The 25,233-nt window shown below is 66.0% G+C and carries 19 protein-coding genes; 10 read left to right on the top strand and 9 right to left on the bottom strand.

Annotated features, from left to right (window positions below; genetic code table 11):
- The first annotated feature begins 249 nt into the window (after nt 1-249).
- The 10 genes from ACT54L_RS13235 to ACT54L_RS13190 all read left to right on the top strand — a co-directional run bounded on the left by ACT54L_RS13235 (nt 250) and on the right by ACT54L_RS13190 (nt 13,504).
- Nucleotides 250-1,560 (top strand): type VI secretion system protein TssA, encoded by a 1,311-nt coding sequence (locus tag ACT54L_RS13235; protein ID WP_476086051.1) that lies wholly within the window; start codon nt 250-252, stop codon nt 1,558-1,560.
- A 187-nt stretch (nt 1,561-1,747) separates the two neighbouring features.
- Entirely contained in the window at nt 1,748-2,281 is a 534-nt protein-coding gene (tssB, locus tag ACT54L_RS13230; protein ID WP_476086050.1) for a type VI secretion system contractile sheath small subunit, read from the top strand.
- A complete protein-coding gene (gene tssC / locus ACT54L_RS13225) occupies nt 2,278-3,759 on the top strand; it encodes a type VI secretion system contractile sheath large subunit (RefSeq protein ID WP_476086049.1) in 1,482 nt (493 codons plus the stop codon). Before tssB ends, tssC begins: the two co-directional genes overlap by 4 nt.
- Before the next feature lie 441 nt (nt 3,760-4,200).
- The gene (locus ACT54L_RS13220; RefSeq protein WP_476086048.1) at nt 4,201-4,695 is read left to right on the top strand and encodes an Hcp family type VI secretion system effector; all 495 of its coding nucleotides are present in this window, start codon (nt 4,201-4,203) and stop codon (nt 4,693-4,695) included.
- Between the two features lie 379 nt (nt 4,696-5,074).
- A complete protein-coding gene (gene tssE / locus ACT54L_RS13215) occupies nt 5,075-5,623 on the top strand; it encodes a type VI secretion system baseplate subunit TssE (protein ID WP_476086047.1) in 549 nt (182 codons plus the stop codon).
- Between the two features lie 6 nt (nt 5,624-5,629).
- Nucleotides 5,630-7,591 carry a type VI secretion system baseplate subunit TssF gene (gene tssF / locus ACT54L_RS13210; protein WP_476086046.1) on the top strand — a complete coding sequence of 654 codons (1,962 nt, stop codon included), beginning with the start codon at nt 5,630-5,632 and terminating at the stop codon, nt 7,589-7,591.
- Complete coding sequence (gene tssG, locus ACT54L_RS13205; RefSeq protein ID WP_476086045.1) at nt 7,588-8,619, top strand: type VI secretion system baseplate subunit TssG; 1,032 nt, start codon at nt 7,588-7,590, stop codon at nt 8,617-8,619. The genes tssF and tssG overlap by 4 nt, the downstream gene beginning before the upstream one ends.
- 16 nt (nt 8,620-8,635) lie before the next feature.
- Nucleotides 8,636-11,284, top strand: coding sequence for a type VI secretion system ATPase TssH (tssH, locus tag ACT54L_RS13200; RefSeq protein WP_476086044.1), 2,649 nt, complete (start codon nt 8,636-8,638; stop codon nt 11,282-11,284).
- 28 nt (nt 11,285-11,312) lie between these two features.
- Nucleotides 11,313-12,086: an NlpC/P60 family protein gene (locus tag ACT54L_RS13195; protein ID WP_476086043.1), complete on the top strand. Its 774-nt coding sequence runs from the start codon at nt 11,313-11,315 to the stop codon at nt 12,084-12,086.
- The gene (locus ACT54L_RS13190; protein ID WP_476086042.1) at nt 12,083-13,504 is read left to right on the top strand and encodes a tetratricopeptide repeat protein; all 1,422 of its coding nucleotides are present in this window, start codon (nt 12,083-12,085) and stop codon (nt 13,502-13,504) included. The genes ACT54L_RS13195 and ACT54L_RS13190 overlap by 4 nt, the downstream gene beginning before the upstream one ends.
- A 112-nt stretch (nt 13,505-13,616) precedes the next feature.
- On the opposite strand, the gene ACT54L_RS13185 is transcribed toward ACT54L_RS13190, so the two are convergent.
- The 9 genes from ACT54L_RS13185 to ACT54L_RS13145 all read right to left on the bottom strand — a co-directional run bounded on the left by ACT54L_RS13185 (nt 13,617) and on the right by ACT54L_RS13145 (nt 25,166).
- Complete coding sequence (locus tag ACT54L_RS13185) at nt 13,617-14,321, bottom strand: invasion associated locus B family protein (protein ID WP_476086041.1); 705 nt, start codon at nt 14,319-14,321, stop codon at nt 13,617-13,619.
- A gap of 79 nt (nt 14,322-14,400) precedes the next feature.
- Nucleotides 14,401-14,643, bottom strand: a complete 243-nt coding sequence (locus ACT54L_RS13180; RefSeq protein WP_476086040.1) for a hypothetical protein — start codon at nt 14,641-14,643, stop codon at nt 14,401-14,403.
- An 11-nt stretch (nt 14,644-14,654) separates the two neighbouring features.
- Nucleotides 14,655-17,003: a trypsin-like serine protease gene (locus tag ACT54L_RS13175; RefSeq protein WP_476086039.1), complete on the bottom strand. Its 2,349-nt coding sequence runs from the start codon at nt 17,001-17,003 to the stop codon at nt 14,655-14,657.
- 494 nt (nt 17,004-17,497) lie between these two features.
- Nucleotides 17,498-17,932, bottom strand: a complete 435-nt coding sequence (locus tag ACT54L_RS13170) for a hypothetical protein (RefSeq protein ID WP_476086038.1) — start codon at nt 17,930-17,932, stop codon at nt 17,498-17,500.
- Complete coding sequence (locus ACT54L_RS13165; RefSeq protein WP_476086037.1) at nt 17,916-18,353, bottom strand: hypothetical protein; 438 nt, start codon at nt 18,351-18,353, stop codon at nt 17,916-17,918. The genes ACT54L_RS13170 and ACT54L_RS13165 overlap by 17 nt, the downstream gene beginning before the upstream one ends.
- Complete coding sequence (locus ACT54L_RS13160; protein ID WP_476086036.1) at nt 18,353-19,717, bottom strand: hypothetical protein; 1,365 nt, start codon at nt 19,715-19,717, stop codon at nt 18,353-18,355. Before ACT54L_RS13160 ends, ACT54L_RS13165 begins: the two co-directional genes overlap by 1 nt.
- A gap of 318 nt (nt 19,718-20,035) precedes the next feature.
- Entirely contained in the window at nt 20,036-21,892 is a 1,857-nt protein-coding gene (locus ACT54L_RS13155; protein WP_476086035.1) for a serine/threonine-protein kinase, read from the bottom strand.
- Nucleotides 21,889-22,662, bottom strand: coding sequence for a PP2C family protein-serine/threonine phosphatase (locus ACT54L_RS13150; protein WP_476086034.1), 774 nt, complete (start codon nt 22,660-22,662; stop codon nt 21,889-21,891). The genes ACT54L_RS13155 and ACT54L_RS13150 overlap by 4 nt, the downstream gene beginning before the upstream one ends.
- A gap of 86 nt (nt 22,663-22,748) precedes the next feature.
- Nucleotides 22,749-25,166 (bottom strand): caspase family protein, encoded by a 2,418-nt coding sequence (locus tag ACT54L_RS13145; RefSeq protein WP_476086033.1) that lies wholly within the window; start codon nt 25,164-25,166, stop codon nt 22,749-22,751.
- Between the last annotated feature and the right edge of the window lie 67 nt (nt 25,167-25,233).

The raw sequence follows: 25,233 nt of genomic DNA, 5'->3' as shown, positions 1-25,233 counted from the left end.
GGATGTCCTCAAACTCCAGGCGCGAAACGCCAGGCGCAAAACTCCATGAAAGAGACCCAGAGCCCGCCCCCGCCGACAGGCCCTGCAAGCGGATGGGAGGAAGGCCCGCCAATTGCGATAATGCAGCCAAGAATGCTCGCAGCACCAGCAAGAATCAAGCGTGTATTTGTGACGAAAAAATATTGACCTTTCAGCAGAATGAAAGCAAGGCTTTGCCCTCGCACGGGACCGGTGGTGGAGGAATGGGCGATGGCGCAGCTCAACGCGGACGCTTTTTTGGAGCCGTTGTCGCCGGACCAGCCATGCGGGCCAGACCTCGAGCGCGCATTCGATAACGATTTTACCGGCCTTGTGGTCAATGCCGAAGGTCTCCTGCCCCTGTCGTTTTTTGAATTCAAGCGGGATGAGACGGAACTTCAGCAGCAACTGGACAGTATCGTCGCCCTCACTGGACGGACGCGCGACCTTCGCCTGCTCGCCCTCTACGCCAAGTTTTCGATCCTTAACCGAGATCTGACCGCGTTTTCAAACACGCTCGCGCTCATTGCCGATGCACTGGAGCGCCGGTGGGATGACATCCACCCGCAGGCCGAGGACGGCGATTTCAGCCTGCGCAGCGCGGCCCTCGCCAGCCTGGACGACACGCCCCACGTCATCATGCCGCTGCAGCATGCGGTGCTGCTGCGCCATCGGGCGCTCGGGGACATTTCCTATCGCAGCATTCAGTTGGCTCGCGGCGTCATGGCGCCCCGGGCCTCAGAACCCGTTCTCGACCTGTCCGCGGTCGAGCGCGCCTTGGAAGCCGCAGATGCGGAGCAGTTCGCGGCGCTCCGGGACCTGTTCCGATCCATCGGCCTGTCGGTGAAGCGAATGGCCGCAGCGTGCCTCAACAAGCCGGGCATGCCGCTGTTTTCTCTGCCGAAACTCTCTTCCCTGGCAACCGCGATCGCCGACCTGATCGGGAGCCACCTGCCAGCTGCTCCCTCGGACGATGCCGCCCTGCCGGCCGCCGAAGACGCCGAGGATGGCGAACCAGGCGACGGCATGAGGCCGGACGCCCCTCCCAAGCCTCAGTCCGGGCTCCAGACCCGCGCCGATGCTGCCGCGGCACTGCGAAGAATAGAGCGCTACTTCCAGCGTTGCGAGCCATCCAGCCCAGCCCTAGCCCTGGTTGCTTTTGCAACTCGGGTCATGGACCGCCCCTTCTACGAAGTTCTGAAGATGATTACCCCCGACTATGCCTCGGATGCGGAATTAAAAATCGCAGGCAATACGATCAGCATGTCTGTGAGCCGGATTGCTGCCGCGCTCGATGAACCCGCGCCCATGTCCTATGACGTGGCGGAGGGGGACGATGACAGCCCTCCCATAGAGACGCGCCGCGACGCCTTGCAGCAAATGTCGGAGCTTTCGCGCTACCTGCGCACGACCGAGCCCGCCAGCCCCATCCCCCTGCTTCTGGGCCGTGCGGCTGACCTGGCCGGGAAGGATTTTTCTTCGCTCCTCAAGGACTTGTACACGGAAGCCGCGCTGCGATCCTTGAAGGGGGGCGACACCTAGCAGCGCCCCACGCCAAGGAAGGAAGAGGCAGCCTCAAGAGCTACAATATTATTGGAACGCACAAAATTTCGTGGAGCTATACACTTAAAAATGAGGCCATCCAGCGGCGAAGCTTGACGGACTTACGCTTGCATTACTTAGGGGCGCCGCTACCATACGCGTCGGGTGAGGTAATGGGGGCGGGTCAATGGCGGCTGATAGCGGTCAGAAGTTCATCTCACGCAATCGCAAGCCAAGGGTCCACGTCACCTATGAGGACCCTTATGACGCCAATCGGCAGGTGGAACTGCCGTTCGTCATGGGCGTCCTTGCCGATCTCTCCGGCAATGCGTCCGACGTGCCTCGCCCGGATGTGGCCGATCGATCCTTCCTCGACATCGACATGGATAATTTCGAGCGCCGCATGGCTGCCATTGGCCCTGCGGCGGCCTTTCGTGTGCCCAATCGCTTGGTCGAGGGCTCCGGTGAGGAGCTTCCGGTCAAGCTGAACTTCAACCGGATGGACGATTTCGGTCCGGCCTCGGTGGCGCGCCAGGTTCCTGCCCTCGCCAAGCTCCTGGAGGCGCGCACTCAACTGGCAAATCTTCTGCGTTACATGGACGGGAAAGTGTCCGCCGAGGATGCACTGAAAAAACTTCTGTCCGATAAGGATCTGATGCGGGCGCTCAGCGGGCGGCCTCAGGGCAAGGCCGCGGACGTGTCCGGGGAGCATGACCAATGAGCGTGGCATCCGTTCAGCAGGGAGCCGGGGTCGTCGGCGAGCACCTGGACGACTTCGACCAATTGCTCAAGCAGAGCTTCAAGCCGCGAACCGAGCGGGATGTCACCGAGGTCGAGAATGCGGTGGGAACGCTCGTCGCCGAGGCCTTGAAGGACGCAAGCGTCATCAAGGAGGATGTGCTCGAAACCATCGAGGGGATCATCGCCAGCCTTGACCGCAAGCTTTCGGAGCAGGTCAACGAAATTCTTCATGCGCCTGAATTTCAGCAGATCGAAAGCGCATGGCGCGGACTTCATTACCTTGTCTATAATTCCGAGACCGACGCCAATCTCAAAATCCGGGTTATGAACGTCTCCAAGTCGGAGCTTTATCGCAACCTGCGCACCTATCCGGGTGCGAAGTGGGACCAGAGCCCCCTCTTCAAGAAGGTGTATGAGCAGGAATTCGGCCAATTGGGCGGGGAGCCCTATGGCTGCCTCATCTGCGACTATTCTTTCAGCCATGTTCCCGTGGACGTGCAATTGATGCGGGATCTTTCCCGGATCGCCTCCGCCGCCCATGCGCCGCTCTTCGCCGCCGCCGAGCCCACCTTGCTTGGCATGGACAGCTGGCGCGAATTGTCGAACCCGCGAGACCTGTCGAAGATCTTTGATACGCCCGCTTATGCCCAATGGAAGAGCCTGCGGGACTCGCCCGATGCCCGTTATCTCGGGCTGTGCCTGCCCCGCGTGCTGGCCCGGGTGCCCTATGGCGCCAAAAGCGAGCCCGTGGAGGAATTTGCCTTCGAGGAAGAGACGGACGGTCACGGCGGCGAGAAATACGCCTGGATGAGTGCGGCCTATGCCATGGCCGTGAATGTGAACCGCGCGTTCAAGGAAGTGGGCTGGTGCACGCGCATTCGCGGTGTCCAGTCGGGGGGCGAGGTGGTCAACCTCCCCACCCATACCTTCCCGACCGATGATGGCGGCTGGGACATGAAATGCCCCACGGAGATCGCCATCAGCGACCGCCGGGAGGCCGAGCTTTCCCAATCGGGCCTCATTCCGCTCATCCATCGCAAGAATACGGACAAGGCGGCGTTCATCGGAGCGCAGTCGGTCTATAAGCCGCACAAATATGACGATGTGGACGCAACCGCATCGGACAATTTGTCTGCGCGGCTTCCCTACATGTTTGCCGTCTCTCGTTTCGCCCATTATCTGAAATGCATGGTCCGCGACAAGGTCGGAACGACCATGGAGCGCGAAGATCTGGAGAGATGGCTTCAGTCCTGGATTTCCAATTATGTAGAATCCAATCCGTCGCTGGCCTCCGAGATCCAGAAGGCCCGGCGCCCCCTCTCGGCCGCCAAGGTCACCGTGGCCGAAGACGAGGAGAATCCTGGCTATTACAGCGCGCGCTTTCATTTGCGCGCGCACTTCCAGTTGGAAGCGGTGGATGTGGGTCTCAGCCTCGTCTCGCGCCTGCGTGCGCCATAAGAGACTTTGGCGACACGCGGCATGGCCACCCTCGCCCGCTGGGAAGGCTGTGAATGGCGCTGAGGGGCCGGGCAAGATCAGGCGGCGCGCGATGGGCGAGGGTGGGTATCCAGCAGAAGCGGCCGGCCATTCGGTTGTTCGCCCCCCCCCCCCCGCGAGAGGAAGTTCTAACAGCCTGGAGAGACGGTCCTTTTCATGTCGTGGACCGAACGTCCTTCCGGCCTTGAATGCGGATCATTCGGTCCACAAAGCTTTCGGGCATTCGATCGGGACGGGGGACGTGGACCTCACCTACAAGGACACCGGCGGTGGGGGGCAAAGGACTTGGCCCTTCGGCCGGTGCCAGCCCGGCCACCTTTGTCTGGGAAGCCGGTGCAACGGGTGGCGCCCCGTCGCAGCGTCCGCACCATGTGACACGTTATGGGGTAACGGAGATCTGTAATGGCTGACGCGGTTTGCGGATATATCAAGATCGGTTCGCTGAATGGCGAATCCCAGGATTCCGATCATAAGGATTGGATCGATGTCCTCGCCTGGAGTTGGGGCATGGACAATCCCACCAATCCTCATGCGGGCAGCGGCTCCGGGGCCACGCTGGCGCATGTGCACAATTTCTCGATCACCAAGCAGGTGGATGCATCGAGCGTGAAGCTGGCCCAGTTCCTGCTCAAGGGTGCCCATTTCGACAAGGCCACCTTCAAGCTGCCCAAGGCCGGCGGCGACGGGAAGGCCATGATTTATTACAAAGTGGAATTTGAGGAAGTGGTGGTGTCTTCCATGAATTTCGGTGGCGGCGGGGGCCCCGGCGTCTTTACTGAAAACATCACATTCAGCTTTGCCAAGTTCAAGGCGACCTACAGCAAGCAGAGCGCCAAGGGCGCCTCCGATGGCGGCGATTCCCTGGGCTGGGATTGCAAGAAGAACCAGGAAGTCTGAGGCCCGGCTCAATGCGTCCTGATGGACCGCCGGCCGGTTCTTGCCGGCGGGCGGTGGCAGGAGACGCGTTCGCTCCAGGCTCCCGGCGACGGCTGCTGGGCGGCTGAAGGCAGCCTGGGTCCGGCGGACTTTTCGGCGGGAGGACTTTTTGGCGGGAGGACATGGCGGGAGCAAGGGGCAAGGCTCCTTCGCCACCGCCAGCGGCGGCGGCGGCGGGTCGCCGCGATCCCCCGGATCGCTCCTGCGGACGAACATGCTCCTGCGGACAGACATGATGTCTCGCAAACACGATGGTTCGGCAGTGAGCCCACTGCCGGATTTCTCCAGGGCAGCGCAAAGGGCCGTCGGGCCTCTTTGCGAAATCGGGGGCAACGAGACCATGCGCAGGCGACGCGATTCCATTCGCATCGGCATCCCCTTGATGCACGCCTTCCGCACGGCCTTCGTCCATCGCGATGCGAAGATCCCCGCCGACGAACGCGATGTCTTCGGCCGGCGGGTGATCTCTGGCCGGCGGACCACCGCCCGGGGCGCCGTCAGCGAAGCCGTGATGCGCGAGGAAATCGTCCGCGACGTGGAAACCCTCCTCAATACGGTCGCCCTGTCCTCGACCGTCCCGCTGGATGGCTGCGAGGAAGTCTCCCGCTCCATCGTCAATTTCGGCATCCCAGACCTGGTTCACCGCACCATTGATGATGCGGATCTGGGCGAGGTGGTCGGGGAGATCGAGACCGCCTTCGGCCACTTCGAGCCGCGCATCGAGCGCTCGTCCCTGGATGTACGCCGCGATCCCCACGTGGATCCGGGCAGCCTAAAGATCCGCTTTGTCATCGCCTGCGAAGTGCAGCTCAGCGAGCAGAATGCCGCGCTCGAATTCTTCGCCGACATCGCGCTCGACACCGACAAAATCGTCGTCAGCCAGACCTGAACCCACATGGACCGGGAATTCCTAGAGCAATACGACCAGGAGCTTCGCATTCTGCGCGAGCACGCCCGGGCGTTTGCCGAGGAATATCCCGGCATCGCGGACCGGCTCGGGGATCTGGTGGAAGACCCGTCCGATCCCATGATCGCCGGCCTGCTGCAAGGCGCGGCCTTCCTGGCCGCCCGTGTCCAGCTCAAGATGCGGCACGAATTCCCGGAATTCACCTCGAACCTCCTGGAACAGCTGGTCCCGGGGTTTCTCGCTCCCCAGCCCTCGGCCATGATCGTCGCCGTGGACCCCATCTATGGGGATCCGGCCCTGGCGGAAGGACGGACCATCAGCGCCGGCGCCTATATGGACGCGACCTTCGTGGAGCAGACGCGGCAGGTGGCGTGCCGCTATGCCTTGCGCAGCGATGTGACCTTGTGGCCGCTGGAGCTTGTGCGGGCGGAATATCATTCTGGCACCGGCCCTCTGCACGCGCTGGGCCTCCCTGCCTTGGCGCAGGAGCGGGCCGGCCTGCGCCTGTCCTTTTCCTGTCGGATGGCCGTCCGACCGGAGGATGAGATCAGCGACGCCGAAGCCCGTGACCTTCCCATCTTCCACGCCGCGGCCTACCGCATCCGCAGCCTCCCCATCTATCTGGCCGGGCAGGAATCCGACGCGGTGGCGCTCTATGAGCAGCTCTTCGCCAATCGGGTGCGCGTCTTCTTCCGCTATCTCGATGCCTTTGGCGATCCGGTTGTCCTGGAGGCGGACGGGGTCACCGTGTCGCAAGTGGGCCTTGGCCAGGACGAAACGCTGGCCCCCGCCGACAGCCGGATCTTCCACGGCTTCACGCTGCTGAAGGACTATTTCCTGCTGCCGCGCAAATATCTCGGGTTCCGGCTGGACGGCCTGGAGACCGTCATGGGGCGGCTCGCAGCCAAGTCGTTCGAGATGATCGTCACGTTCGACCAGAGCAACCCGCGCCTCGCCGCCACCACGCGCGAGGGGTTCGCGCTTTATGCGGCGCCCGCGATCAATCTGTTTGAGAAGACCACGGACCGCATCGCCCTCAAGGGGAACCTGCACGAATATCAGGTGGTCCCGGACCGCTCGCGGCCGTTGGATTTCGAGCCCCATCGGGTGCTGGATGTCTATGCCTATTGCGCCGGCAGGGCAGAACGGATCCCGGTGCTTCCCCTGTATTCGGCCTCGCGCGATCCGGCCGCTCCCCCCGCCAAGCACTTCTACACCGTGCGGCGGCTGCCCCGCAGGCATACGGCGCAAGAGCGCCGCTATGGGCGGGCCTCCGATTATACCGGCACGGAAATGTTCCTCAGCTTGATCGACACCGGCGACCTCGACGCCGAGGGCGGGGTGACCGAGCTTGGCCTACGCACCCTGTGCTCCAATCGCCACCTGACCGAGGCCTTGCCGGTGGGCAAGGGCGGGGCGGACTTCCATCTTCTGGAAGACACGCGCCTGACGCTGCGTTGCCTTGCCGGCCCCACGCGGCCGGGCGAGCCGGTGGCCACCAGCCTGCGCTCGCGGGCCGAGCAGGCCTCCACGGGATCGGTGACGTGGCGGCTCATCAACATGCTCAGCCTCAATCACCTCGGCCTCCTGGCTCGCGGCGCCGGTCGCAATGCGCAGTCGCTGCGCGAGATTCTCGGCCTGTTCGCCGACCTGCGCGACGCCACCATCGAGCGGCGCATCGACGGCATTCGCGCGCTCGACAGCCGCCCGGTGGTGCGCCGGGTGCGACGGGAGACGGGGGTGGGCGCCGCGCGGGGACTGGAGATCACGGTCACCGTGGACGAAAAGGCCTTCGAGGGGTCCGGCGTCTTCCTGCTCGGCGCCGTGCTCGATCGCTTCTTTGCGGAATATGTGGCCATCAACACCTTCACGCAGACGGTCATCGTCTCGGTGGAGCGGGGCGAGATCATGCGCTGGCCGGTGCGCCTCGGTTTCAGGAGGCCCCTGTGAGCTGGCGGGAGGACATAAAAGCCGAGCCCTGGCGGTTCGACATGTTCAACGTCCTGCGGCGACTGGAGCGGTGCCACCCCGATCGGCCCCGCATCGGCCAGAACGCCACCTTGCGGGAAGCATGTGTCCGGCTGGGCCAGAATCCCTTCCTGGCCTTTCCCGCCTCCAATCTGGACGCGGTGCGGGTCGATGAGGCCGGCACGTTTCATGTGATGGTGCGCTTTCTCGGCATGCTCGGGCCGCAAGGGCCCTTGCCGCTGGCCACCACGGCCGAGGCGCTGGAATGGAGCTCCATGCGCGAGGACGCCTTCGCGCGCTTCCTCGACATCTTCAACGACCGCTTCATCGCCCTCTTCTATCGGGCCTGGGCGGATGTGCGGCCCATCGCCCAGCATGAGCGGCCGGACGAGGATCGCTTTGCCGATTATGTCGGCTCCCAGATCGGCCTCGGACGCGGCCTGTTCCGTGACCTCGACGCCGTCCCCGATGCCCAGAAGCTCGCCCATGCCGGCCTTATGGCGCCGGCGGCGAAATCGGCGTCCCGGCTGGAATTCCTGCTGGCTGGCGTCCTCGGCCTGGACGCGCAAGTGGAAGAGTTTGTCGGCACGCGCCTTGCCGTGGAACCGGCCGATCAGACGCGCCTTGGCAGAGCCAACGCCCGCCTCGGCGCCGAGGCCATGGCCGGAAGCAGCGTCTTTTCGGTGAGCGACAAGATCCGCATCCGCATCCGCACGCCATCCTTCCCCGCCTATGAACGGCTGCTGCCCGCCGGCGACCATGCGGAGCCCCTGGCGGACCTGGTGCTCTTCTATCTGGGCGAGACCATCGCGTGGGACATGGAACTGGCCCTCCCGGCGCGCGCGGTGCCGCCGCTGCGGCTCAATGGGCGGGGGGCGCTCGGCTGGACCTGCTGGCTGTCTCCTGCCGCCGCGCCCCCGGCCGACGCGGAACGGGACGACGCCCACTTCAACCTCGCCGAGCGCATCCGCGCCCGGCGGTCATCGCACGCCGCCCACGCGGCCCTCTAGCAAGCGGACCATCGGCATGGCGGACATCAGCCTCGAGGCACTGGGCGGGAAACTCAACCGGGTGGGCTACCAGGCCCTGTTCCAGGCCCTGCGCCACGCCAAGAATGCCGGCAATCGCCGGATCGAACTGGCCCATCTCCTGTTGCACATTCTGCAGCAGGACCGGTGCGATCTCGCCCTCACGCTGGACCGCAGCAAGCTCTCCCGCGCGCGCATTCTGGCGGATGTGACGCAGGCCGTGGACGGGCTGCGCAGCGGGCAGACGGAAATGCCCGACTGGTCCAAGGCGGTGTTCGATGCCATCGAGCGCGGCTGGCTCTATGCCACCCTGGCGTTCGGCGAGACGCAGGTGCGCACCGGCCATCTCCTGGTGGGCGCGCTGCGCTCCGATGAACTGCGGCGCACGCTGTCGAACCTCTCGCCGGAATTCGGCAAGCTCAATGCGGACACCATCACCGACGAGCACCGCACGCTCTGGGCCGGCTCGGAGGAAGAGGTGCTGCAGCCCGTAGACGGCTCGGGCGTGGCGGCGGCGCAGCCGGGCGCGGCGGGCGAAGCAAAGTCCCGCGGCCAGACGGCCCTGGACCGCTTCTCCCAGGACCTCACCGCCAAGGCGGCGGAAGGCGGCATGGACCCGGTCCTCGGCCGCGACGAGGAAATCCGCCAGGTCATCGATGTGCTGCTGCGGCGGCGACAGAACAATCCCATCCTCACCGGCGAGGCGGGCGTGGGCAAGACCGCGGTGGCCGAGGGGCTGGCGCAGCGCATTGCCGCCGGCGACGTGCCCCCGCCCCTCAAGGGCGTGCGGCTGCTGGCCCTCGACATCGGCCTCATGCAGGCCGGCGCCTCCATGAAGGGCGAGTTCGAGCAGCGGCTGCGCTCGGTGATCGACGAGGTGCAGGCCTCGCCGACGCCCATCATCCTGTTCATCGACGAGGCCCACACCCTGATCGGGGCCGGTGGGGCGGCCGGCACGGGGGATGCGGCCAACCTCATGAAGCCGCCGCTGGCGCGCGGAACACTCCGCACGGTGGCGGCCACCACCTGGTCGGAATATCGCCAGTATATCGAGAAGGACCCGGCGCTGACCCGGCGCTTCCAGCCCATCCAGGTGGACGAGCCGGACGCGGTGCGCTGCGCCCGCATGCTGCGTGGCGTCATCGGCCCCATGGAGGCGCACCACAAGGTGCGCATCGCCGATGCCGCGGTGGTGGCGGCGGTGGAGCTCTCGCTGCGCTATGTGCCGGCGCGCCAATTGCCCGACAAGGCGGTGAGCCTGCTGGACACCGCCTGTGCGCGGGTGGCCATCAGCCAGAATGCGGTGCCCGCCGCCATCGCCGACGCGCGGGCGAGCCTTGCGGCGCTCGACAAGGAAAAGAGCGCGCTCCACGCGGACCGAGACCTCGGCATCGACAGCGCGCGGCGGCTGGCGGAGATCGCGGAGGAAGAAGCCGCGCTGGCCGCCACGCTTGCGGAGCGGGAGGCCGAATGGGCGGCGGAGCAGCGCATCGTCGCAGACCTGGCGGAGCTGCGGGGCAAGCTGGCGGCCGCCACTGCGGACGGCACGCCTGAGGATGTAGAGGCCGCGCAGGCGGCGCTCGCGGCCCGCGCCGCGGAGCTTGAGGCCATCCCGGCCGAGCGGCGGATGATCCATGCCTATGTGGATGCGCAGGCGGTGGCCTCGGTGATCTCCGACTGGACCGGCATTCCCGTCGGCCGGATGGTGAAGAATGAAATCGAGGCCATATTGAACCTGCCGGAGGTGCTGAACCGGCGGGTCATCGGCCAGAGCCACGGCCTTGCCATGATCGCCAAGCGGATCGAGACCAGCAGGGCCAAGCTGGACAATCCCTCCAAGCCCATCGGCGTGTTCCTACTGTGCGGCCCCTCCGGCGTCGGCAAGACCGAGACCGCGCTGGCGCTGGCGGAGGCGCTCTATGGCGGCGAACAGAATGTCATCACCATCAATATGAGCGAGTTCCAGGAGGCGCACACCGTCTCCTCCCTGAAGGGCGCGCCTCCCGGCTATGTGGGCTATGGGGAGGGCGGGCGCCTCACCGAGGCGGTGCGGCGCAAGCCCTACTCGGTGGTGCTGCTGGACGAGGTGGAAAAGGCCCATCCGGATGTGCACGAACTGTTCTTCCAGGTGTTCGATAAAGGCGTGATGGAAGACGGCAATGGCCGGCGCATCGACTTCCGCAACACGCTCATCATCCTCACCTCCAATGTGGGCACGGACCTCATCATGGATCTGGCCCGCAATCCGGCCCATCTGCCGGACGCCGAGGCGCTGGCGGCGGCGCTGCGGCCGGAACTCCTGAAGGTCTTCCCGCCCGCCCTCATCGGCCGGCTGGTGCCCATCCCCTATTTCCCGCTCTCGCCCGACATGCTCACCGGCATCGTGCGCCTGCAGCTGGACCGCATCGGCAAGCGCATCCGCGACAACCACAAGGCCCGCTTCACCTATGACGAGGAGGTGGTCGCCCACATCGTCGCCCAATGCAACGACCCGGATTCCGGCGGGCGGATGATCGACAACATCGTCACCAACTCGCTCCTGCCGGCGCTGTCCCGGGAATTCCTGAAGGTGGGGATGACTGGCGCCGAGGTGAGCGAGGCGCGGGTGGGGATGGGTGAGGGTGGGTTTGTGTATGGGGTAGGGTGAGAATTCAAAATTAAAACGGAGAGTGAGCATGCTTATTCTTAAAAAAGGAGATCGAGGAAAGGACGTAGCTCGCCTTCAGATCCTCCTCCTCTCTAAACTTGTACCGCCCTTAAATATAGCCATTGATGGATTTTTCGGCGAGACCACTGAGACTGCTGTGCGCTTATATCAAAAGCAGCGTTCATTAAAAGATGACGGTGTCGTCGGACCCCAGACATGGCTAGCGCTTAATCAGTCAATTTCGAAATGCACAAATATTGATTCCGGAGAAAACGGATTTCAACCGAATGAAATAACAGATTGGATGAATATAGCAAAAGCAGAACTTGGGGTTTCAGAAAACACCCAAGACGGGCAAAGCAATGAAAGAATTATTGAGTACCACAAAGAAACTACCCTGCGCGCCACAAGCGATGACGTCGCATGGTGCTCATCTTTCGTAAATTGGGTTATGAAGCAGGCAGGATATTCTGGAACCAAAAGCGCTGCCGCAAAAAGCTGGCTTACGTGGGGACGTGGGCTCCAGCAGCCGATGTATGGCGCCATCACAGTGATCAAGGGACCTCCGGTCTTTGATCGAAAGACCGGATCTTCGTCCGGGTATCATGTTGGGTTCTTCATTGAAGATAACGATGCTAGAACGAAATTGCTGGGAGGAAATCAAAAGGACAAAGTTTGTAAAATGACATTCGAAAAGAAAACTTTTGAAGTTCAATGCTATCGTTTTCCAGAAAAAAAGCGTGCAGTAAATTTTCACGGACCAGTATATAGAAATTCATACAGATTAATGAATAATATATGAAAAATATTATGTATGAACTGTCACTCCCCCTCTCCAACGCCATCTCCCTCCTCCGCGCGGGCCACCTCGACGCGGCCTCGAGTCTGCTTGCGCAAATTCTCGACGACACCCCCAACCACCCCGACGCCCTGCATTATTCCGGCCTGCTGAAGGCGCGCCAGGGCGATGCGGAAGGGGCGGTCGGGCTGGTGCGGCGGGCGGTGGAGGGGGACCCGGCAAACCTGCCGGCGTGGAACAATCTCGGCAACCTCTTCATGCGGCTTGACCGGCTGGACGAGGCGGCGGAGGCCTATCGCACCTGCCTTGCGCTCCAGCCCGATCATCCCCAGGCCCTCTCCAATCTCGGCCTGCTGATGCGCGTCTCCGGCGACATCGAAGCCGCCGAGGCCCTGTATCGCCGGGCGCTTCAGGCGCGGCCGGATTTTCCCGAGGCGCTCAACAATCTCGGCGCCATCGGCCTTGCCTATGGTGACCTTCCCGCCGCCGAGCTTCTTCTGGCCCGTGCCGTGGAGCTGGAGCCCCACTTCCCCGGCGCCCGGCTCAATCTGGGCAAGGCGCTGGCGGGCCAGGGCCGGCTGGCGGAGGCCGCGACCCATTATTGGGAAGCCATCGCCCTCGGCAGCCGGGAGGGCGTGGCCCACAAGCTCCTCATCTATGCCCTGGTGGAAACCGGGCGCCGCGACGAGGCGCTGGAGACGGCGCGGCGCTGGCATCGGGACGCCCCGGACGATGCCGTTGCCCGGCATCATCTGGCCGCCCTCTCCGGCGAGGATGTGCCGGCCCGCGCCACCGACGCCTATGTGGAGGCCACGTTCGACACCTTCGCCGAAACCTTCGATGCCGCCCTCGACAAATTGGATTACCGCGCGCCGCAGCTGGTGGCCGGCGCGGTCGCCGCGCTTCATCCTACCCCCGAGGCCCGCCTGCTCACGCTCGACGCGGGCTGCGGCACCGGCCTGTGCGCGCCGCTGCTGCGCCCCTATGCGGCGCGGCTGGATGGCATGGACCTGTCTGCCGGCATGCTGGCCCACGCCGCGCGACGCGGGCTCTTCGACCGCCTGGACAAGGCCGAGATCGAAGCCGGCATGGCGGCGCGCCCGCGGGCTTACGACCTCATCGCCTGCGCCGACACGCTCTGCTATTTCGGCGACCTGTCGGGCGTCTTGGCCGCTGCCGCCGGCGCACTCCGGCCGGGCGGGGCGCTCGTCTTCACGGTGGAAGCGCTGGATGGGGACACCGGCGCGTTCCGTCTCCATCCCGGCCATGGCCGCTACGCCCATGCCCCCGCTTATGTGGCAGCATCGGCCGCCGCGGCGGGCCTGGAGATGGCGGGGATGAGCCGCGAAATCCTCCGCCGGGAGGGCGCCCAGGCGGTCCAAGGGCTGGTGGTCGCCTGCCGCAAGCCGGAAACGGCCTGAGCCCTTCCGGGCCATGGGACATCCCAGCGCCCCTTCCCAAGCGGCAGGCGACGCCGGCCAAGGCGGGGCGAAGCGTGCCCGCCCCGGCAGCCCCGGGCCGAGGAGCAAGCGCCTACTTCATCAACGCAGCGACGCGATCCAGAGCGGGTCCGAATCCCTTGAGCGAGACGGTGAAGCTCTGAACCGGTCCGCCATCGGCGAAGGCATCGATCCGCAGGGTTGCGGCTTTCTTGATATTGGCCAAGGCCTTGGCATCAAAGGTCACCGGCACCAGGCAGCCCTGCGGCAGGCAGGTGGAAAAGCGCAGGGCGGCAAGGTCGGTTTCGCCGAGCTTCAGGGTCACGCCCTTGTCGATGGCCAGCCCGAAGGGCAGGAAAAGCAGCCCCTCCGCCTTGTCGCCCTTGGCCTGCAGCTCAACTGCCAGCAGCCGCTGCTGGCTGCGCGGATCCATCTGCTGCTGAAGGACGGCGCAGCGCTTCACGCTCTGCTGGATGGCGCATTGCACCCGCCAATCCTGGAAATCCTCGCTGACCGACTGGGCACCGCCCGGAAAGGAAAGCGGCGCCTGCGCCAGAGCCGGCGCGGCCGCTGCGGAGAGAAAAAGGCCGGCCATCAGGAGACCGGCCGGGACCGGAAGTTGGGACGCGGCGGCGACCTTGCGCATTCCGGCCCGGAACGCGGCGGCACATGGGGCGAGGAGCATCGTTTTCCTTCGGGTGTCGTGGCGCGTCGATGCGCACGGGGAGGAGTGAGGGTGTGCGTGGCGGGCATGGCGCCATGGAGCGGGGAGCCTCGCGCTGCGCGTCAGGTGCGGCATGGGGGCGTTCAGTGGAAACCACCCCGCCAAAACGGTCCGTTGGCCGTCGCACCACCGGGCGCGTCCACGGCCACCGTCCTCAGAACCCGGTTCCGAGGACGATGAAGGTGGGGCAGCGCATATCACTGCAGGCGCGGGCAAGAGGGCGCTCGCTGCGCGCCACCGGCAGGGGCACCGGCGCCGGCAGGGACTTTTGCGCGTCGGCCAGCCTTGTGGCCGTGGGCGCACGCGGCGCGGTCTCGGCGGTGTCCGCCCGGGTCTCGGCCAGAGCCGGCAGCGAGACCAGCAGGAGCATGGCGGTGGCAAGGGATGTGTTTCTCATTTCATGCATTCCTATCGCGCGTTCGTCTTGGCTTGGCCATCCCGGGTGGCCGCCCGCAGGGTCACGCCCGCCGCCGCGCTGGCGCCCGCGTCGGCCCCGCGCCCGGTGAAGGTGGCGAAGGACCAGGTCCCGTCCACGAGAAGGCCGGTCACCGGATCTGGAAAGCGCAAGCCCTTGATATGGTCGTGCAGGAAGATCAGTGCGCCCATCTTGTCGCCCGCCTCCCCGGCCCGCTCGGGCACATCCAGCACCTGGACGGCCTTCTCGGAGAAGACGGCCAGAAAGATGCCGTCGCGCCGTTCGCCTTCGGACAGGTCCATGAGCGGGATCAAGGTGGGCACATCCGCGCGCACCCGATTGATGTCGCGGGCCGCCCGCCCCGCGGCCACAAGGCGCGCGCGGGCGGGAAAGATCTGGCGCACGCTGCCATCCGGCGCGATGGCGAGCACCACGAGGTAGCCCGCCTTGCGGCTATCCACGCGCAGGGCGCGACCGGGCTCGTCCGCAACCACGGCCAAGCCCGCGGGATTGTCGGCGGCGGGCAGGCTGCGCGCCGCTGCCTGAAGCAGGCTGGCCTTCTTCTCTCCCGGCACCCCCTCTGTCATGGGCACGACCTGGGGCGCGAGGCCAAGGCGGCACAGGCTTGCCTGGGCGGCACAGAACTGGTCCAAGCTGTCCCGCACCATCTGATAGAGGGCGGCCACGTCGCCGGACTGGTTCACCAGATGCAGCGCGCGCACCGCATTCACCCAGCGCCGCGTGAAGGCGCCCATGGGCCGGTCGCCTTGCGCGTCCACAAGGGCCCATTGGTCGGGCGCCGCCGCAAACCACACGGTTGAGCCGGCCGCCGGCGGAAGGGGAAGGCGGGTGGCGCCAGCCGCCACATCGCGCTGCGCGGGCGCAAGGTCCACCACCGCCTCCACCGCGCGCACGACGCCGACCTCGCCGGACCGTGCGGGGGCGGGACGCTGGAGGGCACGCCTGGAGATTTGAGTGGTATCGAAGATGGCGGTGACGCTGCGGCCGGACAGGCGCTCCAGGGTCCGGGCCAGCTCGGCGGGGGAAATGGCGCGGCCCACGTCGCGCACCGTTCCGTCGGCGGCGCGGATCAGCTCCAGGTCCACCGGTGCGATGCCGGCGCCCTCGCGGCCATCCCGGAGCGCTGGAAAGGCCCGGGTCTGAAAGCCCTGGCCGCTGTAGAACAGGAACACCCGGCTGCCCGGTGCCGAGCCGCGCACCAGCCAGGCATCGATCGCGGCCAGGATGTTGCTGCGCGTGGCCCGCTCCTGGGTGAGCACCATGACCTGGTCCCGGCGAAAGCCCAGTGCCTCCACCAACAAGGCCGACACCGCCTCGGCATCACCGACCGACCCGGTCAGGGTCAGAGGCGCCGGATAGGCATCGATGCCGATCACGAGGGCCCGGTCGCCCGGAGGAACGGACATGGCCGCGCGCTCCACGTCATCGGGCGCGAGCGCGGCCGGAGCCCCGGCCGCCTGCGAAGCGGCGGCGCTCGCGGCGTGGGGCGCGGCGGCGGACAAGGTGAAGGCGCGGGACGGCAGCGCGCCGGGCGCCATCTCCGCGCCCGTGACCTGGCGCAGCCACGGCTCATAGGCGGCAACGCGGGTGTAGACGCCATAGCGGCCTTGCCGGCCGCAGCCCTCCCCCCAGCTCACCACCCCCGCCTGCGCCCATCCGCCGGCGGCGGCACGCAGCATCAGGGGGCCGCCGCTGTCGCCCCGGCAGGCATCGCGCCCGCCGGCTGCAAAGCCCGCGCACAAAGTCTGCGCGCCGATGACGTTGCCTTCCAGCACGCTGCCAGCATAAGCCGCGCGGCAGGCGGCGCTGGACACCAGGGGCAATTCGGCTTCCTGCAGATCCGCCGGCAGGAGGTCGGCATCGGCGCCCGGTGCCTCCCGCGTCAGGCCCCAGCCCAGCACCGTGCCCGCCAGACCCGCCAGGTCGTCGTCCTTCTCCTCCGCGCCGAGAACCGGAACCACCGGCACTTCCGCCGGCTCCTTCAGCTCGATGACGGCAATGTCATTGGCAAAGGTGCCCGGCTGAAACTCCGGGTGATAGATCACGGCCCGCGCGCCGATCCCCTTGCGCGCAACGGCGTCGCCCTCGGTGATAATGGGGGGCAAGCGCGCGGCGCCCGCCACCACGAGCACTTGCTGGGCAGCGAGCGCCTGCCTCCGACCGCCGCCGGCGGTGGCGCTGACGAAGCAATGGGCCGCCGTGAGCACCCACCGCGCACCGATGACGGTGCCGCCACAATGGGATCTCAAGCGCCCGCGCCCCGCAGGATCGGGCGCATAAATCTTCACTTGCGAGGGCCAGTCGCCATCCCGAGCGCTCATGCCGCCCACCACGCGGGTGAGACGCCGGCCGGCCGGTTCCCCCGTGAGCGCACCCGGCGCCGCCTGTGGCGAACCCTGGGCCGGACTTGGGGCGATATTTGGGGCGATATTTGGGGCGATATTCGGGGCCGTACTTGCGGCCGTACTTGGGGCCGTACTTAGGGCCGAACCTTGGGCAGCGGCTTGGCACGGGGCGAAGAGGGCAAGGCAGAGGCTCAGGGCGCGCGCCAAATGCGCCAGAGGAACCCAGCCTTTGCTTGGGAGGTCGCCAAATTTATTGGAATTTAGACTTAAGGGGCTTGGTCGATGAGAAAGGGTGAGTTTCGTCGCCTGTCTCCACAATCCGGGCCAAGACCCGGTGCGGGACATGGGACCGAGTGCACGGCCGTCTCGCATACCATCCCATGTTCCGCGGCCCCGGCGCGCCGTCGCGCCGATTGCCGCAGCGTTTCACTTATAAAGGGCAATCGGACCCGGCGCCAGGGCCGGACCGGTCACGCGGGGGGCGAAGAAGACCCTGCATCCGCCGGCAAGGGGGCGACAATACGCAGGCGCCATTCCCCGTCCTCTTCCAGATGGCCGCTATAGCTCAACTGGGGCCACGGCCGCTTCTCGCGCTCGAGCACGGCAATGATGTCTCCCACGAGCCGCTCCACCTCGGCGCCGGGCGCGCCGACGGCATCCGCACGGTCCGGGTTGAACAGCGCAATAACCGGCGGCGCCCCCGCTGTTTCCGGCGGTGAGACCGTCAGACGAAAGGCCCGCCAGTCTTCAGGAACGACCTCGAAGAGGGCGTCGACGAGATGGTGATCGAGGGTGGTTTGACTATTGCTATCGCGATGCATTTCGAACTCCGCTTCAGAAGACCAAGCCGAGGAAATGAAATTCAAATTCAACCCGATGTGCCAGTTCTCAAAGCTGCGACCCATAGTCGAAGTCCACATGAACCCAGATCTCACCAGAAACAATCTGGAAGAGCACTTCGTAAAAAATCCTCTTAATTTCAAGAATTTTATGCGAATTATTAACAATCAAATCCGAATCAATACAAAAATCAAATAAGTGCTCGTCAAAAATAATATTATGTAGTTTCAAGAAGTCCGGAACGTAAAACTTATCGCCATTATCCATATTACCCACAATGACATATATTCGGCACGAAACATCAGGATGATTAAAATAGAAAGAAAAATTGATATACCGCCGCAATTTCTCCGATGAAAATTTAACCTCGTATTCAAAGTCATAAATTTTTGAATATTCGCGACCTACAACAGGCCCAACATAACCCATATCTCGCAAAAACGAGACCTCTAGTGCAAAATATTTTGCAAAGTCTCCCTGATCCATCAGAACCACCTCCGATCACTCAACGCACCTCGTTCCATGTCGTAAAAAATGCTTTCACCGGCCTTATTCGGATCCCCAATGTCAATCACGGAATAATTTCCACTTTTTAACCTCTGTATCCACAACCTGTTTTCTTTGTAAATTTTGCTATTAACAATTACATCATCCGGTATTATTCCGTATTTGTCACGCAAACTCCTCCATTCGCTCAACGCACCTGGCGAAATTTGCGGCCCATCGAAAATCTCAACGTCGTATCCTTCTTGTTTCAGTTTTTTCGCATACTTTTTTACACCGGGCGTCTCCCCATCCCCCATACTCCTGCCAATCACCGCGATCTTCTTACCAGTCCCTTCCGATATTCTCTGAGCTTTCACTCCACCCGCGTCAATCTCGCGGAGGCGGAGGAAAGTCTCGCTTAGCCCCGAAGACGGGCGCGGCCTTGATCCGCCTTCACGGGAATCAGCTTCCGCGCTTCCCCTCCCCTTCCCCGCCATCTCCTCCCTGGAGACCGTCTCAACCTTTCGCTGTCCGCCCGCTTTCTTCAGCGAATCCGTGAAGCGGCCGGCGATGCGGGCAAGCGCGGCGGAGAGGATGCCGACACCGACCGCGCTCAGCCCGGCGGCCAGCTTCTCCGCGGCCCGGTCGAGGTCTTTATCGTCGCGGGCGGCGAGGGTGGTGGTGAGGAAGTCCACCAGGTTCGCCGCAGCCTCCAGCGCGGAAAGAGTCGCCTGGAAGACGCCCATGCCCTCCATGACCGCACAGGCGATGATGGCGGTGAGCACGATGCCATCGATCACCTCCCCCGCCGCCACCGCATGCAGCTGAACGAGAATGACGACGGTGCCGACCATGAAAGCGAGGTCGGTGGGATTCTCCACCAGGGTGCGAAGCTGACGTCCCAGTTCCGGCCCCACCCGTGGAACGGTGCGGTGGAAGACCTCGACAAAGCGCTCCGCCCCCCCCATCTGCGCGACGTTCAGCTGCCGCCCCATGGCCGCTGATCCGGGCCGGGTCGGACTGCGCGCCGCGCGGTCTGCCTCGCCACGAAGGGCCTGATGACTGGCCTGGCTGATGTAGGCGGGCTCTTTGAACACATAGGCGCGCAGGCGCCCCGCCTCCACGGCGGCCACCACGGCGGCCACCAGCTCCGCCGGCCTCAGAACGGACAGCACCGGCCCTCCCGCCGCCAGCCAGAAGGTGGACAGCAGCTGGGCGTCCACGCTGTCGCCGGACAGGTGCGCATCCAAGGCGCCCCGAAGCTCGCCGCCGCTGGTCTGCCGCATCTGCGCCGCGCGCGCCGGGACGAGGCTGCGGGTGATGACAATGGTCTGGTGTTGGGAGCGCAGAACGAGCGCGTCCATAGCCGTCATCGGCCACCGGCGGCCACGATGCGGCAAGACAGGACGGCTGGCGAGATCATAGCAAAGAGCCCTGCACTCCCATGCGTCGGCGCGCGGTGATGGTCATCTGGGTTGTCACGGCGAGAGGGTGGAATGGGCCCTTCAGGCGCGCCGTTGCGACGCGCGAGACGGTGCCGCCCCTCATCCACCAGGCCAAGACAGAAATGTTGGCAGCACAGATGAGGCCGCCCCCGCGATCTACCGCCTCCAGTGTGTTAAATCGTCAACCGCCCGGGATTTTCTGTCAATATCTCCAATTATATTGGAGGCCTGGAACGATTACTTAGCCTCCACATAGGCGGGGACAGCGGCGAGGCGCATGCCAGTGGCTTCGACCCGTTCCTGCATCTGGGCGAGCAGGCGTTCCGCGGGCTGCACGGCATCGGGCCGCAATATATCCAGCGGCGCGCTGGAGGCGATGGCCACCAGCAGCAGCGCGGCGCCGGAAGGCAGAAGTCGGGCATCCGGGGTGAAGGCGAAAGGCGTGCTCTGCCCGGTCAGGCGCATGGACGACACAACCACGCGCACCGACCCGTCCGCGAAGGCCGCCAGAAGGCTGACATAGGCCCCCGGCGGACCAAACAGCTCGCCGCTGATCGCCCCGCCCGCAGCGACGGTATAGCCCACCAGTTCGATGGCGGGCACGAGGCTCGCGTTGCCGCGCGCGCCGGACACGAAGGCCAGCATCGGGCATTGCGCCGCCGTGACCGGGTTGAGCCGCACGTCCAGCCTCACGTCATGTGCGGACCGCAAGTCGGATCGCAGCGTGGAAAAAGCCTCCACCGAGCGGGCATAGCCGTCGATGGCGGCGCGGTCGTCGCCGACAATGACCGGGTCCACCAAGGCGCAGGGATCAGCGACTTTCTCTCCCAGGCGCCGGGCAATCTGGGTGGCGGCCGCCTGCATATCGCCGGGTGTGACCTGCAGGACCGCAAAGGCGGGAGGGGCCGGCGGCTCGGGCGCCACCGGGCGAGGCTCGGGGCGCGCGACCACCGGCGCCGGTCCCGGTCCTTGGGCGAACCAATAGGCGCCTCCCCCCACTGCCCCCAGCGCAAGCAGTGCCGCCGCAAGGCCGATCCAAAGCCCAAGCCGGCGCCGGGGCGGCACGGGCGGCGGCAGAGGCTGGGGCGGCGGCTGGGGCGGCGCGGAAGGGTTCGAAAGGGCGGTGCCGGCCATGGTCTGCGGGCGCACCGAGACCACCGTGGGCTCATAAAATTCGGTGCCAAAGCCGCGGGTGAGGCCAGTGAGCGTGCCCCGGCGCAGCCAGGCGGCCACCTCGGTCATGGACCCCAGCCGCTGACCCGGATCGGGCGTCAGCATGCGCTCCAGAAGCGCACGCAGCCTGTCATCCACCCCCGACAGGTCTGGGACGACGCGGCGCTTCTCGATGACCTCCACCGGCGACCCGCGCATGTCGAGCGCGCGCCCGGTGGCCGCCTCCACGAGGACGAGGCCGAGGCTGTAGATGTCAGAGGTCGCGCCCACGTCGCCCCCGAACAGGCCGAGTTGCTCGGGGGAGACATAATTATACTTGCCGGCGAAGCCGTCGCCGACAACCGTCCCTTCGCCGCCCCGGGTCTGCCGGGCAATGCCGAAATCGATGATCTTGGCCTGGGCCACATCGCCATGGGGCAGGATCACATTGTCTGGCGAGATGTCGCGATGGATGATCCCGCGCTCATGGGCGGCCTGGAGGCCCGAGGCGAGGCGAGCGCCGAGCACGCGGACGGCTTCGTATCCCAGCGGGCCGTTGCGCACCATGTTGGACAGGGACGGCCCGGAGACATACTCCATGGCCAGATAGGGCCGCTGGACGGTCGGATCCACCGAGAAGACGTAATAGCGGACGATGGCCTCGTGATAGAGGTTGTGCAGCGCCTGCGCTTCCTTTCGGAACATGGTCATCGCAGCTTCCGTCTCGGCCACGTCCGAGCGGATCGTCTTGATGGCCACGGGATCGCCGGTGAGAATGGCGTGGCCGCGATAGATTTCTCCCATGCCGCCGGAGGCGATGCCTTCGTCGATCTCGTAGAGGTCGTTGAGCCGCGTGCCCGGCTCGAGCCAACTGCCCCTTTGCGTGGTGCCCTTCGGGCCGGTGCCCCTCGGGGCGCCGCTCTGGGCGGGACCGCCGGTCATGCGGGCTGGCTCCAGTCTGGCGCCAGCTTGCGATCGGGCGAGAGCACGGTGGGTTCACGCGGGTCACACCTCACCACCACCACCGTCACATTGTCGAGACCGCCCCGGTCGAGCGCGAGGGCCACCAGGGCGTCGGATGCGGCCTTCGGCTCCTGGCCCGTCACGGCCTCCTGGATTTCCGCGTCCGACACGTGGCCGGTCAGGCCGTCACTGCACAGGACGAAGATGTCGCCCACCTCGGCGCGGCCGTCGACGATCTCAAGCTCCACCTCCCCGGTGACACCCACCGCCCGCGTCACCACATTGCGGCGTGGCCAGTGGCGGGATTCCTCCCGGGTGAGGACCCCCTCGGCCACCAGGTCCTCCGCTTCCGAATGGTCGCGGGTGAGCTGGGTGATCTCCCCGCCATGAATCCGGTAGATGCGGCTGTCCCCCGACCAGATGCAGGCATAGGCGCCGGCATGCACCAGGAGGATCACCACGGTGGCACCGATGAGATCGAGGTTCATGGCCGCCGCCTGGGCCCGCAGCCGCTGGTGCGCGCGCTCCATCCCCCGGGTGCATTCCGCCAGGAGCTCGCTGGCCGTGGCCGCATCATTCACACGCCCCAATTCCTCCACCACCACGGAACTGGCCATCCGGCCGGCGCTGTGACCGCCCATGCCGTCCGACACCGCCCAAAGGCCGCTGCCGGGACGCAGCAGAAAGCTGTCTTCGTTGACGGTCCGCACCCGCCCCTCATGGGTGAGCGCGGCGGACTCAAAAACCATGCTCAATCTGTCCATGCGGCACCTCCCTGCCGTTTCCTGTGGCCACCCGGGGCCGGAGCCCCGGCCAGGTCGCTTTCCGTTCTGCGCTAGTTGCCGAGGATGATGCTGGGTGTCCGCTTCGGCGGCGCGCTTGAGGCCACGGGCGGCGCCGGCTTGGGCGCCTGCTCCTGCCGCGGCGCTTCCGCCTGGGGCGGCTTGGCTTGCTGCGGCTTGGCCTGGGGCGGCTTGGCGTTGGGCGGAGAGCCACTTGGCGCCGTGGCCGGCTTCGCTGCGGGCTTGGCGGGGGGTGGCGACCCCGCGCTCGGACGCGCGGGAACACATTTGCCGTCGCGCTCCACCTCGTCGCCCGTGCAGGTCAGGGGACACACGCGCTGGTCGCCTTCGCCATCGAGGCGCCGGAGGAGGTCGTCCCCGATATCCAGCGAGACCGGCTCCACCCGGCGCGCGGCAAAATAGCGGGCAAGGCCCTTGCGGACGGCCTCGATCGGGAGATCGCCCGCCTCGGCAAGGCAGCCGATACGGCGCAGCGCCGCCGCCCCACGTCGCACCTGCTCGCGCGTGTTCTGCTGCGGCAGGGGCGTGAGAGCGCCGAGCGCGGCCACCACCTGGGGCTTGATGGTCGGGCAGGTGCTCACCGTGCCCAGCCGCTCCAGCTGGTCCCGCCCCTCGCTGCCCAGGCGCCGAAGCCGATCCATTTCCTGCATATCGCGGGCGCAGGCCTGCGCCGCCTGCTCGCGCTCGGCCTGAAGGTGCTGAACCTGCGCCCGCACCGCCACGGCCACCTCAGGGCATTGCACCCGCCCGGCGAAGGCCGACAGGGCCGCCGCATCGGCACGGTCGATCCGTGCATATTGATCCGCCTCGCGCGCGCAGGCCGCACGGGCGGCCTCGTCCACGGCGGCATAGGCCTTGGCGACGAGGGCGGCATTTTCCGGGCAGGTCAGCCCCTTCAGCAGGGCGGAGAGCGCGTCCTTGGGCGCCGCGCCAGAGGCGGCAGCGGTGATCCGGCCGGCTTCCAGCTCGCAGGCCGCCCGGCGCTGGCGCTCGGCGGCCTCCTTTTCCTGCCGCTGACGGTCAAGGGCCGCCGCCTCCTTCTGGCGCCCGAGCTCGGCCTCCTGCTCCAGGCGCTTGCGCTCCAGTTCCGCCTTGCGGGCGGCCTCCGCTTCGTCACGCTGGCGCTGCGCAAGCGCCTGAGCCTGAGCCTGAGCCTGCACTTGCGCTTGCGCTTGGGCCTCTTGCTCCAGCCGCTGGCGGTCGAGCTCCGCCCGCCGCGCCACCTCCGCCTCCTCCCGCCGCCTGCGCTGCTCGGCCTCCTGAGCCGCCTGAGCCGCCGCTTGGGCCGCCGCTTGTGCGTCTTGCGCCTCCTTGGCCCGCTTGGCTTCCTGGGCGGCGAGGACGGCCAGGGCGGCATCCACCCGCGCCGCCGTATCTTTTGGGCAGGCGGCGGCGGCCTTCAGGCGCAGAAGATCCTCCCGGCGGCCCGCCTGACGCAAGCTCTCCACCTCCGCCGCCTCCTTGGTGCACAGGGCCCGCCGACGCTCGGCTTCCCGCATCTCCTGCTCCTCGCGTGCCCGCCGCTGGGCCTCGCGCCGACTGCGCTCGAGCATGTCGAGACGCCGGCTGGCGCTCGGAGCGTGAATTGACAGGGGGAAGCGGGCCAGGAAATCGCGGAAGTCGGCGGGGTCCGAGGAATGGCGGATCCTGAGCCAGACGGCATCGTGGGAGTCCGCCCCGTTGAAGAAATAGTCCCCCTGCATGGCCAGCGTGATCTCCGGCATCTGCCGGCCGCCCGTATCCGCATAGACTTCGCTGGACACCTTGCGGAACAAGGATCGGATCTCGATCCCCGGCTCCTTCAGCCATTTCAGCAGAGTCGCGGTGAACGGGCTGTTTCGCGCCTTGCCATCCTCCGCCACATCGAAGGGGGCCGTGGCATAGGCGACCACCATGCCCTTCCCCCCTTCGGCACCGGCGAGGGCCTTCTGCACCTCCTCGCGGCGGGCCGCGCGGGCCGCTTCCGGCGTCAGGTTTGCCGCCCCTTCGATGGGATCATTGCGGCACGCATCGAAGATCATCACGCGCAGCCCCTTCGCGCCAGAAATCACATCGCGCAAGTCGGCCACGGGCATCATGACATATCTGAGATTGCTTCCCGCCTCGATGGTCGCATCTACCGGAACGAGGTAATACTGCCCGCGAACCTCCAGGGCATGGCCCGCATAATAGACGAGTGCCGTATCCGCCCCCGCCGCCATGCTGGAAAACTTCGCCAGAACGTCTCTCACGTCGGCGCGCTTCATGTCGGTGCTCACCATCACCTCGAAGCCGAGATCGCGCAGGGCGGCCGCCACGTCATTGGCGTCATTGCGTGGGTTCTGCAGGGCCGGCATTCCATTATAGGACGCATTGCCGATCACCAGCGCCACCCGGCGCTCGGCGTGCGCGGCGGATGCGCCGGCGATCACCAGGCCCCACAGGGTGCACAGGAGCAGGGCCCATTGCACTGCCCGCAGGCCCGCTCGACCGGATGGGCGGACCCGCCGGCCGGACGGTCCCCTGGAACGGATCCCG

It is taken from the genome of Aquabacter sp. DMC10 (assembly GCF_056314145.1).
Note: the sequence above shows the minus strand (reverse complement) of the source record. Positions and strands in the feature narration are given on the sequence as shown.